General features: G+C 37.8%; 13 protein-coding genes, 1 tRNA gene and 1 pseudogene. 11 read left to right on the top strand and 4 right to left on the bottom strand.

Translation table 11 applies throughout. The features are described 5' to 3' along the window. Positions 1-214 precede the first annotated feature (214 nt). The 4 genes and pseudogenes from FW778_RS16845 to FW778_RS23760 form a co-directional block, all read left to right on the top strand. Complete coding sequence (locus FW778_RS16845) at positions 215-1,438, top strand: enolase C-terminal domain-like protein (protein WP_150415987.1); 1,224 nt, start codon at positions 215-217, stop codon at positions 1,436-1,438. 14 nt (positions 1,439-1,452) lie between these two features. Further along, positions 1,453-3,105 (top strand): sodium:solute symporter, encoded by a 1,653-nt coding sequence (locus FW778_RS16840; RefSeq protein ID WP_150415986.1) that lies wholly within the window; start codon positions 1,453-1,455, stop codon positions 3,103-3,105. A gap of 16 nt (positions 3,106-3,121) precedes the next feature. Then, the gene (locus FW778_RS16835) at positions 3,122-3,574 is read left to right on the top strand and encodes an L-rhamnose mutarotase (protein ID WP_235906358.1); all 453 of its coding nucleotides are present in this window, start codon (positions 3,122-3,124) and stop codon (positions 3,572-3,574) included. 280 nt (positions 3,575-3,854) lie between these two features. Continuing rightward, a pseudogene (locus FW778_RS23760) lies at positions 3,855-4,268 on the top strand (alpha-L-fucosidase); the annotation flags it as partial. A gap of 135 nt (positions 4,269-4,403) precedes the next feature. On the opposite strand, the gene FW778_RS16825 reads toward FW778_RS23760, so the two are convergent. Together FW778_RS16825 and FW778_RS16820 are read right to left on the bottom strand one after the other, a co-directional pair. Next, entirely contained in the window at positions 4,404-6,110 is a 1,707-nt protein-coding gene (locus FW778_RS16825) for a GMC oxidoreductase (RefSeq protein WP_150415985.1), read from the bottom strand. 8 nt (positions 6,111-6,118) lie between these two features. Next, positions 6,119-6,652 carry a gluconate 2-dehydrogenase subunit 3 family protein gene (locus FW778_RS16820; RefSeq protein WP_150415984.1) on the bottom strand — a complete coding sequence of 178 codons (534 nt, stop codon included), beginning with the start codon at positions 6,650-6,652 and terminating at the stop codon, positions 6,119-6,121. Positions 6,653-7,225: 573 nt separating this feature from the next. On the opposite strand from FW778_RS16820, the gene FW778_RS23215 reads away from it, so the two are divergent. The 3 genes from FW778_RS23215 to FW778_RS16810 all read left to right on the top strand — a co-directional run bounded on the left by FW778_RS23215 (position 7,226) and on the right by FW778_RS16810 (position 10,548). Continuing rightward, entirely contained in the window at positions 7,226-7,387 is a 162-nt protein-coding gene (locus FW778_RS23215; protein ID WP_202552311.1) for a hypothetical protein, read from the top strand. Positions 7,388-7,798: 411 nt separating this feature from the next. Further along, positions 7,799-9,208, top strand: coding sequence for a GH39 family glycosyl hydrolase (locus FW778_RS16815; protein WP_202552310.1), 1,410 nt, complete (start codon positions 7,799-7,801; stop codon positions 9,206-9,208). Next, the gene (locus FW778_RS16810; protein WP_150415982.1) at positions 9,205-10,548 is read left to right on the top strand and encodes a glucoamylase family protein; all 1,344 of its coding nucleotides are present in this window, start codon (positions 9,205-9,207) and stop codon (positions 10,546-10,548) included. The genes FW778_RS16815 and FW778_RS16810 overlap by 4 nt, the downstream gene beginning before the upstream one ends. A gap of 159 nt (positions 10,549-10,707) precedes the next feature. On the opposite strand, the gene FW778_RS16805 is transcribed toward FW778_RS16810, so the two are convergent. Next, complete coding sequence (locus FW778_RS16805) at positions 10,708-11,019, bottom strand: hypothetical protein (RefSeq protein WP_202552309.1); 312 nt, start codon at positions 11,017-11,019, stop codon at positions 10,708-10,710. Between the two features lie 647 nt (positions 11,020-11,666). Between FW778_RS16805 and FW778_RS16800 the strand changes: the two genes are divergently transcribed. The 3 genes from FW778_RS16800 to FW778_RS16790 are packed head-to-tail and all read left to right on the top strand — an operon-like array spanning position 11,667 to position 15,092. Then, the gene (locus FW778_RS16800) at positions 11,667-13,442 is read left to right on the top strand and encodes a tetratricopeptide repeat protein (protein WP_150415981.1); all 1,776 of its coding nucleotides are present in this window, start codon (positions 11,667-11,669) and stop codon (positions 13,440-13,442) included. Further along, positions 13,390-14,187: a sensor histidine kinase gene (locus tag FW778_RS16795; protein WP_150415980.1), complete on the top strand. Its 798-nt coding sequence runs from the start codon at positions 13,390-13,392 to the stop codon at positions 14,185-14,187. The genes FW778_RS16800 and FW778_RS16795 overlap by 53 nt, the downstream gene beginning before the upstream one ends. A gap of 38 nt (positions 14,188-14,225) precedes the next feature. After that, positions 14,226-15,092, top strand: coding sequence for a hypothetical protein (locus tag FW778_RS16790; protein WP_150415979.1), 867 nt, complete (start codon positions 14,226-14,228; stop codon positions 15,090-15,092). A 481-nt stretch (positions 15,093-15,573) separates the two neighbouring features. Here FW778_RS16790 and FW778_RS16785 read toward each other — a convergent pair. Continuing rightward, positions 15,574-15,647, bottom strand: a tRNA-Arg gene (locus FW778_RS16785). 69 nt (positions 15,648-15,716) lie between these two features. Between FW778_RS16785 and FW778_RS16780 the strand changes: the two genes are divergently transcribed. Continuing rightward, on the top strand, positions 15,717-16,181 hold the full coding sequence (locus FW778_RS16780; protein WP_150415978.1) for a 23S rRNA (pseudouridine(1915)-N(3))-methyltransferase RlmH: 465 nt from the start codon (positions 15,717-15,719) through the stop codon (positions 16,179-16,181). Positions 16,182-16,193 lie beyond the last annotated feature (12 nt).

Here is a 16,193-nt window from a genome sequence, read left to right as displayed (position 1 = left end):
TTTTACTTTGAGACAGCGATAGTTACTCAAAGAAAGCAAGGACACAAAGAAAATTTCTTTTTTTTATTTTTTTCGAAGAAAAAAAATCCTTTGTGTTCTTTGTGCCTTGGTGGTAAAAATAAAATTCGTCGAAGACGAATTAGAAAAATTCTTTGCGCACCAATATTCTTATAGAAATAATAGTGGCTACATTTCTTTTTGTGATAGCAAATTTATGATAACAAAAATTCTAATTGACGATGCAAGGTTCGCCCTTGAAAATGGCGCAGGAAGTGATGCTATTCATAAAGATCCAACTTATTCTTATGCGGTAACGAAGCTGGTGGATGATAGCGACATAATGGGTTCTGGCTTTGCTTTTACATTGGGTGAAGGAAACGACTTGGTATGTAAGGCTGCACAATTTTATGCCAACAAACTAATTGGAAAAGACATAGAAGAATTGATGGCAAATTTTGGAAAAGTATTTAATGATCTTTCCAACGAACAGCAATTTCGCTGGCTGGGCCCACATAAAGGAGTAGTGCATCTCGGGCTTGCTTCGGTTACCAATGCCTGTTATGATCTGTGGGCAAAAAAAAGAAAGTTGCCGCTTTGGAAACTTTTAATTGATCTAAGTCCCGAACAGATCTTAAACACTTTAGACCTTTCTTATTTGGAAGATGAACTAAGTAGAGAGCAGGCTTTGCAATTGATGCAATCGCAAATAGCGGGGAAAAAAGAAAGAGAAAAGATTATCGAGACGGGTTATACTGGCTATGATACTTCTATTGGCTGGTTTAATTATCCGGATGAAAAGGTGAGAGAAAATTGTAAGAAAGCTGTGGCAGAAGGATTTACTGCCATGAAATTAAAGGTTGGTTCAACGGACAGTGAAAGAGATATCCGTAGGGCCAATATTGTTCGGGAAACAGCAGGTGAAAAAGTGAAAGTGATGTTAGACGCCAATCAGCAATGGACATTACCACAAGCGATAAAAATTTGTAAACAACTGCAATCAATCAATCCTTATTGGATTGAAGAGCCCACTCATCCCGATGATGTGCTGGCGCATAAAACATTAGCCAATGCAATTGCACCAACTAAATTAGCCCTTGGCGAGCATGTACCCAACAGGATAATTTTTAAAAATTATTTACAAGCCAAGTGCGCTGATTTTATACAAGTGGATGCAGTGCGTGTTGGTGGTGTAAGTGAATTTATAACGGTTAGCCTTTTGTGCAAAAAATTTGGAATACCCGTGGTGCCGCATGTAGGTGATATGGGGCAACTGCATCAACACTTAGTTTTGTTCAATCATATTTCCCTTGGCCATGAAGCATTGTTTCTTGAACACATTCCTCATCTTCAAAAACATTTTGTTCACCCGGCAATAATAGAAAATGGTGTTTATAAAACACCGCAGGAAACTGGTAGCAGTTGCGATTTAAAGATTTAATCTGATTAAAACCGATGATAAAAAGAATAGATATAACGATTAGTGTTTTGTATATCACCGGTATTGTTGCCATAGGCCTTTGGGCCGGATTAAGAAAGAAGAAAAAGATTGCAGGCAATGAATCAAACGATTATTTTTTGGCCGGTAAAACGTTGAAATGGCCGATGATTGGTCTTGCCTTATTTGCTACCAATATTTCCTGCCTTCATTTGGTGAGCCTTGCCCAGTCTGGCTTTGATACCGGCTTGCTCAATGGCAATTTTGAATGGATGGCAGCCTTCACATTGATTTTGCTGGCATTATTTTTTGTGCCTTTTTATATGAAATCAAAAGTTGCTACGCTGCCGGATTTCCTGGAGAAGCGATACAACAAAGCCTGCCGCGACTGGCTGGCCATCATTTCTATATTGTCAGCAATTATCATACACATTGCTTTTTCATTTTTAGCTGGCGGCATTGTTTTGAAAACTTTATTTGGGGTAAACATGTACGTTAGTATAACTGTTATTGCTCTGTTAACAGGGCTATACACCATCATTGGCGGATTGAGGGCGGTGGTGGTAACAGAATCTATTCAAACAATTGTGTTGTTGACCGGGGCAATTATTATCACGGCAATATGTTATAATAAAGTTGGTGGCTGGCATGGCATTACCAATCTACTTCATACTACTGGACATATGGATAAAGTTTCAATGCTGCGGCCAATGGGCGATAAAAGCGGCATGTCGTGGATGGCGGTGTTTTTAGGATACCCTGTTTTGGGAATATGGTATTGGTGTGCCGATCAAACTATTGTCCAAAGAGTTCTGGGAGCCAAAGATACCAACCAGGCAAGGAGTGGCGCTTTATTTTGCGGCTTTATTAAAATATTGCCCGTATTCATTTTTGTGTTGCCCGGCCTGATGGCTTACGTGCTTGCGCAAAAAGGATTGTTTGATATTCATTCCGTACAACACCTTGATGCAACCGGAAAAATGGTTACGGATACAAAGGGAATTTATACCTTAATGATTACAGAGTTGGTACCCACCGGTCTTGTGGGAATTTTAGTTGCCGCTTTATTATCAGGGCTGATGAGCCAGATCTCCGGCGCTTTAAATTCGATTGCCACATTGGTAAGTTATGATTTGTATAAGCGCCACAAGCCGCAAACAAACGATAAGCAGTTAGTAAAAGCAGGGAGAATATCAGCAGTAGCCGCGCTTGTTTTTTCTCTTGGATTATTACCGCTAATTGACCAGTATGAAAGTTTATTCAATGGTATTAACGATATAATTGCACACATTGCGCCACCTATCTCAACAGTTTTTTTACTGGGCATATTTTGGAAAAAGGCTTCCGCCAAATCTGCGCAATATACTTTGTGGCTGGGCTCCGCACTGGGAGCAGGAGTTTTTGTTATCAATAAAATATTTCCGGATTCGGTAATCGGTCAAATACCATCTATGATGATGGCTTTTTATTTATTCATTGCATGTGGCATTATGCAGATTTCCTTCTCGTATTATTTTCCGGTACATCATACGGCTGAAAGTAATACGCTCTATTGGAAATCGCCATGGGAACCTTTACAGGATAAAGGCTGGAAGGGTGTCGGTAATTATAAATTTTTATCAGCGCTTCTATTATTGGTGATGGTAGTGTTATACAGCATTTTTCATTAATCAAAACAAATAAAAAATGTCTTTTAAAAAAATTTTAATCCTCTGTTTTGCAGCAATGCTAAGTCTTTCTGCATGTAAACAAAATCAAAAAACCGAATCGACATCTGCCAGTAAACAAACAAATAAACACGTTTTACGATTTGGCATGGTCACGGGATTGAGGCCTGAGAAAATGGAATATTATAAAAAATTACACGCTGCCGTTTGGCCCGAAGTGCAGAAAAAAATTACAGAATGTAACATTCAAAACTATTCTATCTTCCTGAAAAAAATAAATGGTGAATTGCTATTGTTTAGTTATTTTGAATACACAGGAAACGACTTTGATAAGGATATGAAAAAAATGGCTGCAGACAGCGCTACTCAACGCTGGTGGAAAGAAACCGATCCATGTCAGCAACCTTTACCAGATGCCGCTTCGAAAAAACAGATTTGGAGCAGTATGGAAGAAGTATTTCATGAAGATTAAAAGGCTATTGCAAAACAAATAAAAATCGCAACATGAGAATTAAAAAACCATTTTTGAAGATTGGCTTTTTTTTCTGTATTATCCCGATCCCGATACTTTAATTCAAAAAAAATTGGAGCAGTGGTAGGACTTGAAATTTGGGTTATTAATGCATTGGGGAGATTACAGTCAGAAAAGCATTGTGGAAAGCTGGAGCATTTGCCCCGAGGACGTAGGAATGGGCTACGGGAGCGAGAGTGCAAAAGGGCGCTGAAGATTATTTTGATTAAAAACTTTTAATCCCACAAAATTTGACCCTGATAAGGGGACGGCTGCAGCCAAAGACGCTGGAATGAAATATGTCATTTTTATTACAAACATCACGGAGGTTTTTGTATGTTCTACAGTAAATACACCGACTATAAAATCACAGATATGGACTGTCCATTTTCATCAGATCCGCTAATGTTACCAAAGAAATTTTAATGCTTTTAGGAAAGAGAATTTTTGGGTAGGCGCTTATTTTTCAAAACCCGATTGGCACAGCAATTGTTATTGGTGGAAAAGGTTCCCTCCTGTCGATCGCAATGTCAATTACTCTATTACAAAACACCCTGATCAGTGGAAAAAATTTGTTGATTATACGCATAACCAGATCAATGAGCTGATGAGCGATTATGTAAAAATTAATATTCTGTGGTTGTTGTCATCATAATCTGTTTTATTTTGTTATCAAATTTAATAACTCTCAGATTAAGTTTTGATTACTATACTTCATGGTTCAGGCAATATTCAACGCCGGCTTTTTTAGATGTTTGCCTTATTATCAAAATATTGAAATCAAAGAAATTTATATTTCCCCTTTCTTCAATTGTTCCACTGCATAATTTGCTGCACGTGCCGTCATTGCCATAAATGTCAACGATGGGTTTTGCGTAGATGTGGAAGTCATACACGCGCCATCAGTTACAAAAACATTGGAACAATTATGAAACTGATGCCATTTATTAAGCATTGAAGTTTTAGGATCTTTACCCATTCTTACGCCGCCCATATGATGAATATCCAATCCCGGTGCTTGTTTGGAGTCTGATGTTTTAATATCGGTGAAGCCTGCCTTTGTATACATTTCCGTCATCTGCTCAAAGAAATCTTTGATCATCTTTTCATCATTGTCATCATAATCAATATTGATTTTTAATAAAGGTACTCCCCAGTCATCTTTTTTATCGGCATCCAAACTAAGGAAGTTGGTTTCTTTTGGAATGGTTTCTCCCATCATTTGTGAGCCAACATACCAGGGGCCTAGTGTAGGCTCTGCCAGTAAATTCTCTTTAAGGTTTTGTCCAAATCCATTGGTATCATTGTTTGGCCATCTTCTGGCACTAAAAGTTAATGCGTATCCACGCAAAAAGTCGGTTTCCTGTTTGTATAAATTCCTGAAACGTGGCATGTAGGCGCTTGTTGGCCTTCTTCCACCTTTGCTGGTCGTGTCGGGGAAGCCATCATATTTTGCACTGATTTCTGCCCTGTAATTATGGAAAGCTGCATATTTGCCAAGAATTCCATTATCATTTCCCAAACCGTTAGGGAATCGTTTTGATTTTGAATTCAGCAAAATAAGGTTTGTATTATATGCCCCTGCATTTACAAAAATTACCGGCGCATAATATTCGATTGATTCTTTTGTATTCGCATCAATTACCTGCACTCCAACTGCCTTTCCTTTAGCATCGTCATAAATAATAGAATGCACAACCGAAAAAGGGCGCAGCGTCATATTGCCTGTTTTCAGAGCCCACGGTATGGTGGTAGCATTGGCATTAAAATATCCACCGAACGGACAACCTCGCTGGCAAAGATCCCTGTTCTGGCATTGGCCCCTTCCCTGGTCAATATGTATTTGCTTTGGCTCTGTTAAATGAGCACAACGGCCATAGATCACATCTCTACCCTTAAAATTTTTAGCAACAATTTCTTTGAAATAATTTTCTACGCAAGTCAATTCCAGCGGCGGTAAGAATTCTCCATCAGGCAGATTAGGAAGCCCATCTTTATTGCCGGATATGCCGGCAAACTTTTCTACATAGCTATACCATGGCGCTATATCTTTATAGCGTATCGGCCAATCAACAGCAAAGCCATCTCTTGCGGGGCCTTCAAAATCAAAATCGCTCCATCGTTGTGTTTGCCGGGCCCACATAATAGATTTGCCACCTACCTGGTATCCGCGTATCCAGTCAAAAGGTTTATCCTGGATATATGGATGCTCAGTATCTTTTACAAAAAAATGCATGGCATCTTCACGGAAAGCATAGCACCTGCTGATTACAGGATTGGCCTCGCGTATATCGTAGGGAATTTCTCCACGGTGTTTAAACTCCCAAGGCATCATATTTGTAGTTGGATAGTCCTTTATGTGCTTTACATCTCTTCCTCTCTCCAACACCAAAGTTTCTAATCCTTTTTCACAAAATTCCTTTGCTGCCCATCCACCGCTCATTCCTGAACCGATTACAATCGCATCAAAAGTCCGTGCTTGTTTAGTATCTCCCATATCTTTAATTAGCTTGCTTTTTTAACAGGAACGCAACCGTAGAATTTTCCGGGCACGAGTTCATAAACCTGTACTTTGGTTAAATAATATTTTGATTTAGTAAATGCCTGTAGCACTAACCTTTTCGTTGTGTTATAAAAGAAGGCAACATTCTCAGGAATATCTTTTTTGCTTTCTATCGATTTTAATATTTCTGCTCTTTCAGATGCAAAACATCTTAAAAATGACTTATCAAACTTCTTTTTGGAAAAATCTTCAAATTCTTTTAATCCCTTTACAAACTTATCCTGGTCGGCCGGAGCATAACAATAGTCAATCATCATTAAAGTAAAAAGATGGGCAGAAACATCTTTTGCTCCCGGTGTATTTGTTTTTGGAATGATAGTTTCACTTAAATCCGAAAGCAGCTCTTCATCCTTTCCGTTTATCTTAATATTCTTTAAAGAGATGGAAGATTTTTTTTCATCCGGTAAACATGAAGGTAGTAAAGCAGCGCCTGTAGAAATTATCAGTAAAGTTTTTAAGGTTGAGCGTCGGTTCATTTCAAAATATATTTTCTTAGAAGAAGCGTAATTTATAAAAATTGATCTAACTAACTGAAATAAATTTTATTGATATTCTAATTTTTAAAATAATCAATGTTATAGGACAGATAATCATATCCGTTACCGCTGTATTCTACAAACCGGCGGTGTAATTTTTTATTTTATTTCCAAAAGCTACTCTATTTAAATTTACAATAGCCATTACCGTTAGTTTTTATTACGTTGTGGTTCTAAATATTATATAGTTACTTTTTAAACCCGCATAACCGATATTAACATACCGTTAAATGTTGCATATCAAAGAAGCGGCAAAATCCCCGATATTGCTGCTCAGGATCAACTGATCATAACATTTCATCAAAAGTATTTCAGTTTTTCGGATGATGATTTAATATAGGCGTTGAATCCTGCTCATGCTATCATAACAAGCCAATTTATACTACATCTTAAGAATAACCATCCATTCCCCCTGCCCGCTCTCTTTTCAATTGTTCCTTGCCACTTTAAGTGAATAATAAAATCTAAAGTGGGATGGCATGATTTTTAAGGCTATAAACTAAAACTTATAACATGTCAAATCTAAAAGATCAAATTAAAAAAGACGCTCACAAAGCAGAAAAGAAGACGGAGCATACTTCCCATGAAATTGCTGACAAAACCAAAGAGGTAGCACAAAAAGTGAAATCTAAAGCACAAGAGGTGGGTCGCAGCGTCAAGAAGAAGATGGATTAAATTATGGTTTTAATCATCACTTTTTATCACTTTTGATTGAAGGGGAAACTATATTTTTTTATAATTAAATCATGGAATGCAAAACACATTTCCCGCTTAAATACATAGATACGAAATTTATTACTTTGGAGTGACAGGCAATAAAGGATATTATTTATCTGTAGTTAGCGGGAAATGCATTATGGGCCTTGAAAAATTATACAAAAGAGTTTAGAAAGATATAGTTCAATTCTAATTTCACTGCTGGTTTAATAGAGCCACTTTGAAGTTAACATATCGGGTAAGCGTGACTGTTATTACCAGTTTTTTCGTCAATTTAATTCCTCTAATTTATTGATGTAACAATGTATCTCGCTATGTTTGATAATTTCTTAATTATACTGGATGCAGGATGATTTTATTTGCAATACAATGGCTGCTAGCAGTGCCTTACCTCATTTCTGGGAACACACGATAGGTAGTGGACATGCCACTCTTGCTTTACGGGCCGACTGGCAGAAACAATTAAGCCGCTGCCATACAGAGCTCGGGTTTAAACATGTTCGGTTCCATGGCATTCTTTCAGACAATATGGGAACCCTGGTAAATCAAAATGATACACTGGTGTATTCTTTTTATAACACAGATCAGGTGTGTGATTTTCTCCTTTCTATAGGTATGAGCCTGTTTGCAGAGCTTTCATTTATGCCATTAACCCTTTCATCCGGCGCTGATACCGTTTTTCATTACAAAGGCAATATAACACCACCACGTGACTTTACGGCATGGGAGACCCTTATTAACCTTCTTGTTCAGCATTGGGTTACAAGGTATGGTTTAGAAAACGTGCGCGAGTGGTATTTTGAAGTGTGGAACGAGCCAAATCTTTCTACATTTTGGACGGGAACTCAACAGGATTATTTTTTACTGTATCAGTATGCGGCAAAAGCCATTAAAGCAGTTGATGCTTCATTAAAAGTTGGTGGCCCGGCTACTGCAGGAAATGCATGGATAACAGAATTCAGGGATTATTGTGAAAAGAACCAGGTGCCTTACGATTTTATATCTACCCATCACTACCCCACAGACGCATTCGGTAAACCTGGTGATGATACACTAGCTCAACTGGCAGCCAGCCGGCGAAGTGTCCTAAGAGAGGAAGTAATAGCCACAAAAGTAAAAGCGGGTGACAAACCGGTTTATTATACTGAATGGAGTACTTCTTCCAATCCGTTTGATGAATTACATGATATGCCCTATGCGGCTGCTTTTATAACTAAAACTATTATGGAAGCCCGGGGACAGGTACAGGGATACAGTTATTGGACTTTCTCTGATATTTTTGAAGAAAATTATTTTTCGTCTATCCCCTTTCACGGTGGCTTTGGGCTTTTAAATATTTACGGAATTCCCAAGCCTTCTTACCGGGCTTATGAACTATTACATCAATTAGGTGAGGATATCCTGCCTGTGGAGGGGCATCATGCAACAGTTGATGCTTGGGTAATTAAGAAAAAAGGGCTGGTACAGTTACTACTTACCAACTCCGCATTACCTCGCCATGCTATAAAAACTGAATTAATTAAAACTACCATAGACCACTTGCCTAATGTAAAGGATGTGTATATACAAAGAATTGACGATACTCATGCAAACGCGTATGCAACATGGATAGAAATGGGAAGTCCCGGTACACTTACTTCTAACCAGGTAATTACTTTGGAATCGGCGTCAGCACTGATAAAGGAACCACATTTGTTTATATTCCAAAACAATTCAATTTATCTGGAAATTGAACTAGTTCCACAGGCGACTGCTCTCGTAACCATTGAAAGCGAATGACAAACGCAAAAGACATAGGCCCTGATAATATAAAACCATTGGGTACGGATAAGGAAATGCTCAATGATCTGCAGAGGGAAACTTTTGATTATTTTCTTAACGAAGTTGATCCTGTTACCGGTTTAATTAAAGATAAAACACAACCCGGCTCTCCCGCAAGTATCGCTGCTGTCGGGATGGGGCTAAGTGCATATATTGTAGGCGTTGAAAAAAAATTTCTATCACGAAAAGATGCGACTACACGGGTTCTAAAGATATTGAGGTTCTTTTATAATAGCCGGCAAGGTACCGAAGCCGATGCTACAGGATATAAGGGCTTTTACTATCATTTTCTTACACCGGGTACCGGTGAGAGGACATGGAAATGTGAACTATCAACCATTGATACAGCCCTTTTTATAATGGGGGGTTTATCCGCGGCTTCCTATTTTAAAGATGGTAATAAAGATGAGACAGAGATAAGGGAATTATCCAGTCAACTTTATAGCCGTGTCGACTGGCAATGGGCGTTAAATGAGGGGGTAACATTATCACATGGATGGACACCTGAAGATGGGTTTTTACCTTACAGATGGGATACTAATTATAGCGAAGCACTTTTATTATATGTGTTAGCGCTTGGTTCGCCAACCTATCCAATAAAGGCAGATAGTTATAAGAAATGGACTGAGACCTTTGAGGTGAAAAAGGTTTATGAATTTGAATATTTATATGGAGGCCCGTTATTTATTCACCAATTTTCCCACATGTGGATTGATTTTCGAGGCATTCATGATGACTTTAATAAAAAAGCTGGCTTTGATTATTTTGAAAATAGTAAAAGTGCAACACACATTCACCAGCGATATGCTATAGAAAACCCAAACAAATTTGAACATTATGGAGAATATTGCTGGGGGCTAACGGCAAGCGATGGCCCTGGTAATAAAACAATCGATATTGGCGGGAGAAAAAGAATATTCTATGGCTATATAGCCCGAGGTGCCCCATTTGGACCGGATGATGGGACTGTTTCACCTTGGGGAGTAGTAGCATCTCTTCCTTTTGCACCGGAAATAGTGCTGGATACGATTAGGCATGCCATTGAAAAATTAAATTTGAAGCACCACCGATTATATGGGTTTGACGCAAGTTTTAACCCCACCTTCCCTGAAAAATCGAAAAATCCAAATGGTTGGGTTTCGCCATGGAGGTTTGGCCTTAACCAAGGTCCGATTGTTATTATGATCGAGAATTATCATACTGGATTAATATGGAAGATCATGCGCGAGTGTCCCTACATTATCAAAGGGCTGCATGTTGCCGGTTTTACCGGGGGGTGGCTGAAAAATGAAATTTAGCATTTTAGGATATCTTCAAATTCAGCTGCATAGAGCATCGAATATGCACCGTGTTATAAGATTCAAATCAGAACCGACGGAATACTGCTGGCAATTAGCTTAAAAACATAAAAAGGGTTACTATAAAGTAACCCGTCCACCTGAAACAAAATATGAAAACTATTTTATATATTCCTTATTACCATTTTTGTTGATGTAATACTTTCCGCCTTTGGGGCCCTGGTATATTGTTCTTCCTTTAGCATCAGTTCCTATGGCCTGATCAGCACTTTTTGTGGTAGTTGCTGAAACTTGAGTGCGTTGTTGTGTTACCTGTGGTTGAACAGTCTTTGGCTGTTGAACCTGCTTACGGGATTTTGTTTGTGTAGTTACCTGGGTTTGTACATTGGGTGCAGGTTGAACAGAAGTAGTTGTTTGAACCTTTGTTTTATTGGCTTTTAAACGCATATCAGGAGTACCATCTTTTTTCAACCCATTACTTTAGACCGACGTGGTCTTTTCCTTCTTCTCCTTCTTCGTTTGCTTTGTTACAGCGTAGGAGCTTGTGCATGCAGCAAACTAACTGAACCAAACATGAATGCAATCGCAATAATAATCTTTTTCATAAATAAGTTTTAGTTATGCAATTTAATGTTTCTGAACAATTCTCTTCTGAACAATTGTTGGGATGTACTGGCTGGCAACTATGTGTAACACACTTTTCTTGATAAAACACATGAACTTAAAATTAGAATTATGCATACCACTAAATAGACTTTAATTCGGTTTAAATGTCTCTTTAAATAAAAACTTATTAAACAGTAAAATGGATTTCACATTAAATCTCCCTACTTTTATTCTCCCATCTGAAGACGACTATTTCCAAAAAGTACTATTATTTATAATTGCTAACCCGTTAATGTAAAAACCAATCGGGAAAGAAAGGCTGAGTTTAACATCGAGGTGCGAACTGGAAAAGCACATGTGTGGAATAAGAGGCTACTCGAAAGAAGAGAGAAGTAACTGAGTTTGTTATTTTTGTTGCTTCGTTGTCTGAACCAGGGAACTGAGAGATAAAAGCAGTTAAGCAGGAAGGCAAAACAGCTTTATTTATTATCTATTACCAATACGAATTAGCCATGAGAAAATTAATTATTGTGTTAGTGTTGCTTTATTACAGTTGTTTGAGCGTACTTGCACAAAGCGGGAGGACTGATAGCCTGAAACAGTTGCTGGCAATAGAAAACCCCGATACCAGCCGCGTACTGCTCATGTTCCAGCTTGCAGGAACTTATATTTATTCGAAGCCCGATACATCGCTATCAATAGCGAATGAAGGACTGGAACTGGCTCGGAGGGTACATTTTACAAGAGGAGAAATCTACTGTTTAAGGATCACTGGAATCGTTTTTGCAAATATAGGCAGCTACCCACGAGCCTTGAAAGTTAGCTTAGAGATTCTAAAACTTGCTGAAGATACCCATGATGACGTTAATGTGGCCGTCTCTCTAAGCAACCTTGCTGATATCTACTTTTACGAAGGTGATATGAAGCGAAGTGTTGATTATTCACATAAATCGTTATCGCTTTACCACAAAATTAATGATAGTACGCATGTTTTAAGTACTATTCTAAATCTTGGCGACACGTATGAAAAATTAAATCAATTGGATTCTTCAATGGCGTACACAATGCTTGGTTATCAAATGGCTTCCAAACAAAATAACGAATCATCAAAAGCGATCGCCTTCAGTAACCTCGGCAACATATTTTTGAAATTGGGGAAAATTGACAGTGCAATGATTTATTACAAATCCGCTCTTCCCGTTTTAAACGCATTAAACAACCAGGAAGCAATATGTGAAACCGCCTTAGGCATTGCAAAAGTTTTTCTTCAACAACATAAAATCGACTCCAGTCTTTATTATGCAAAGCTGGATTTTACAACTGCACAACACGCGGGATTTACGAGTCAGTCATTGGCTGCCAGTAACTTTTTAGCAGCATACTATAAATTAGCAGGCAACGTAGATAGTGCTTACAGTTATTTGTCAGCTACTATTGCTGCCAAAGACAGTTTGTTCAGCCAACAAAAAGCAAACGAAATACAAAACATGACGTATGATGAAAGCATTCGTCAACGGCAGGTAGAAGATGCAAGACAGCACGAGCGGGCAAGGCTAAAACAGAATGGTCTTATCACCGGGCTCGGCGCCCTCCTTATTGTAGCTTTTCTTTTGTACCGCAACAACAGGCAGAAAAGAAAAGCTAATGTGTTACTTCAACAACAAAAACAAGAAATTGATAATAAAGCTAATGAGCTATCTATACAAAAAGAAAACCTGGAACAATCCTATAACAATGTCGAAAAATTAGGTGAGATTGGCCGTAAAATCACATCTTCACTTTCTGTTGAAAAGATCATTAGTACGGTGTATGATAATGTGAACGCCTTAATGGACGCTTCGGTATTTGGCATTGGCATTTACCACGATGCTTTAAAAAGGATAGATTTTCCCGCTACTTATGAAGATGGCGAGGCACTTCCCTTTTATTCAAATTCAGTTGAAGATGAAGCCCGCTTTGCTGTAATATGCTTCAAACAAGGCAGGGAAATTATAATGGGTAACATCGACGATGAGCACAAATTGTATATACAGGAAGTCGTGACACCCCATGAAGGTAAACAGCCTGTTTCACTTATCTATCTTCCGTTGGTTGTAAAAGATGAGAGAATAGGAGTAATCACGGTTCAAAGCTTCCGGCAAAATGCTTATTCGGATTATCACCTATTTATGCTGCGCAACATCGCCATCTATACAGCTATTGCCTTAGAAAATGCCGAATCTTTTGAAACCCTGAATGAAAACTGTGGTAAAGCTAAAAGCAACACAATCACAATTGATACAAAGTGAGAAGATGGCATCCCTTGGCGAACTTACGGCCGGTATTGCCCATGAAATACAAAACCCGTTAAACTTCGTCAACAACTTTTCTGAAGTGAATAAAGAATTGCTGTTGGAGATGAAAGATGAAATTAGAAAAGGAAACATGGATGAAGTGGATACTCTTGCAAACGATGTAATTACGAATGAGGAGAAAATTAATCATCATGGTAAGAGAGCCGATGCCATTGTTAAAGGCATGCTGCAACACAGCCGTAACAGCAGTGGAATAGAAGAACCAACTGATATTAATGAACTCGCTGATGAATATTTACGATTAAGTTATCATGGATTAAGAGCAAAGGATAAATCGTTCAACGCAGGCTTTAAAACAGATTTTGATAATGGCATTCGAAAGATCGACATCGTTCCCCAAGACATTGGAAGAGTATTATTGAATTTATATAACAATGCATTTTATGCAGTTAATGAAAAAGCAAAACAACAGACTAACGGATATGAACCCGCGATTTCCGTAACTACAAAGAAGGAAGGCGATAAAGTAATACTAACAGTGAAGGATAATGGTAATGGCATCCCACAAAAAGTAATAGATAAAATCTTTCAGCCTTTTTTTACAACAAAGCCAGCGGGTGAAGGAACAGGGTTAGGTTTAAGTTTAAGTTACGATATCATTAAAGCGCATCGTGGTGAGATCAAGGTAAATACCAGTGAAGGTGAATTTACAGAGTTTGAGATTCAACTACCGGTATAAATAAAATCATACATTTTTATTAGCACAATACAAAAGGAATGAATGGAGAGCGGAATTTAGGCAATGCACCAAAGAACAATGATAATGCTGAAGATGTGAATGAAAATGCTTCACAGGACCAAACTATTGAACAATCTCAATCTGAAAATATGGAAGTACATCATCATCCTGACTTACATCATAAACCTAAAAAATGGAAAGAATATTTTTTAGAATTTATAATGATATTTCTTGCGGTAACACTTGGTTTTTTTGCTGAAAACTTGCGGGAGCATTTTGTGAACAAAGATAAAGAGTACCAATACATGGCTTCTTTTTACAAAGATTTTTCAGCAGATGAATCGCACTTACCGGGACTCATTAATAATATTGAAACAGAACAAATACAGCCCGCAAACTCACTACCATCTTTATTAAGCCAGGCTGATACAATCAAGCCTGCTAGTATTATATACATTTTTATGCGAAGACTGTTCAGGCAACAGGGTATAAAGTCATTCATAACGGGCCGCACTATCGACCAAATAACAAATGCCGGCGAAATAAGGCTTATAAGCAATATACAGATAGCCGACAGTATTGAAAATTATTATAAGCAGGTTGAATACGATGACTATTTGCAGCAAACTTTACTTGGGTATAAAAATAAATTTCAGGACGATATTCCACTTATTCTGAGAGCAGGCGATTACAATAAAGTAAAAGATGCAGAAACTAACATCATTGAACAAAATGCAAACTTACGCCTAGGCTCAGTTGATCCCATTGCGATTAACAGGATATTGATATCGGCGAGTGAGATCAAGGCACTAAGTCAATTAATTGAAAGCCGCATCCTGCAACTGGAGCAAAAAGCTGCCAATATAAAAAAACTGATCGTGGGTAACTACGGTATAGACAAATAAATTCATTATGGAAATACATCACCACACACCCAAAGAAAAGAAAAGCTTCAAAGAATATTCGACTTAGTTCATTCTTCCACAGATGCTATCTAAAGCCAATTTAATTTACAGGAATTGGTAAGGATTAATTAACTAAACAACAAGTTCTGCAAGTATACGAAAATGCCTGAACATTCTCATTCAGTCCGGCAGTAATTCCTTAGGGCTTACATCTAAAACCCTTGCGATTAATAAAAGATAAGAAACAGAAAAATTTATTTTACCAAGTTCCATTCTATCGTGATCAATATTCACAAAAATCTCGTGATGGTAATGGAGGTTATAGCGATAATCAATGGAATAGCCGGAATAATCAAAATGACTGAGTTATCAAATCAATCTCTCTCCATGTAATTGAAAATCACTGACCGCTTTGGAATTTTAACAAAACGACACCACCAAAAATAAAACCCGCTACCAGAGCGGGTTTTACCGAGATAAGTGACCGCGTTAGGATTCAAACCTAAAACCTTCTGATCCGTAGTCAGATGCTCTATTCAGTTGAGCTACGCAGCCAATGGGCGGCAAAAATAATAAATTATTTGTTCAGTAAAATAATTTAGCATCTTGCATTTAAATAAAATTATGAAAATTTATTTTTGGTCGGTTGGTAAAGTCCACGAACCTTATGTAAAAGAAGGTATTGAAATATTTACAAAACGAATTTCACATTACTACCCAGTTGAATGGAAAATTTTTCCATCGTCAAAAAGTTCATCAACGGATGAGATTAAAAAAAGTGAATCATCCCAATTGCTTGGCAGCATTCAAAAAGATGATATGGTGGTTGCATTAGATGAAAATGGGAAACAATGGAGCTCTGAAGAACTCGCTGGATTTATTCAGCGACGGGCAAACAACAGTACAAAGAATTTAATTTTTGTGATTGGTGGAGCTTATGGGCTCCATGAAACTATATTAAAAAGATGTGATTATAAATGGAGTTTGTCAAAACTGGTTTTCCCTCACCAGCTTGTAAGGCTTATACTTTCTGAACAAGTGTATCGTGCCTGCACTATTATTCGTAACGAAAAATATCATCATTCTTAGTTTATATGTATG

This window comes from Ginsengibacter hankyongi, from assembly GCF_008710285.1.
Taxonomy (GTDB): domain Bacteria; phylum Bacteroidota; class Bacteroidia; order Chitinophagales; family Chitinophagaceae; genus Ginsengibacter; species Ginsengibacter hankyongi.
This window is presented reverse-complemented; position numbering and strand designations above follow the sequence as displayed.

What these genes read in the sequence shown, in the direction of transcription:
- FW778_RS16845 (WP_150415987.1), top strand. Translation starts at nt 215, where the DNA reads ATGATAACAAAAATTCTAATTGACGATGCAAGGTTCGCCCTTGAAAAT.
- FW778_RS16840 (WP_150415986.1), top strand. Translation starts at nt 1,453, where the DNA reads ATGATAAAAAGAATAGATATAACGATTAGTGTTTTGTATATCACCGGT.
- FW778_RS16835 (WP_235906358.1), top strand. Translation starts at nt 3,122, where the DNA reads ATGTCTTTTAAAAAAATTTTAATCCTCTGTTTTGCAGCAATGCTAAGT.
- FW778_RS16825 (WP_150415985.1), bottom strand. Translation starts at nt 6,110, where the DNA reads ATGGGAGATACTAAACAAGCACGGACTTTTGATGCGATTGTAATCGGT.
- FW778_RS16820 (WP_150415984.1), bottom strand. Translation starts at nt 6,652, where the DNA reads ATGAACCGACGCTCAACCTTAAAAACTTTACTGATAATTTCTACAGGC.
- FW778_RS23215 (WP_202552311.1), top strand. Translation starts at nt 7,226, where the DNA reads ATGTCAAATCTAAAAGATCAAATTAAAAAAGACGCTCACAAAGCAGAA.
- FW778_RS16815 (WP_202552310.1), top strand. Translation starts at nt 7,799, where the DNA reads ATGGCTGCTAGCAGTGCCTTACCTCATTTCTGGGAACACACGATAGGT.
- FW778_RS16810 (WP_150415982.1), top strand. Translation starts at nt 9,205, where the DNA reads ATGACAAACGCAAAAGACATAGGCCCTGATAATATAAAACCATTGGGT.
- FW778_RS16800 (WP_150415981.1), top strand. Translation starts at nt 11,667, where the DNA reads ATGAGAAAATTAATTATTGTGTTAGTGTTGCTTTATTACAGTTGTTTG.
- FW778_RS16795 (WP_150415980.1), top strand. Translation starts at nt 13,390, where the DNA reads ATGAAAACTGTGGTAAAGCTAAAAGCAACACAATCACAATTGATACAA.
- FW778_RS16790 (WP_150415979.1), top strand. Translation starts at nt 14,226, where the DNA reads ATGAATGGAGAGCGGAATTTAGGCAATGCACCAAAGAACAATGATAAT.
- FW778_RS16780 (WP_150415978.1), top strand. Translation starts at nt 15,717, where the DNA reads ATGAAAATTTATTTTTGGTCGGTTGGTAAAGTCCACGAACCTTATGTA.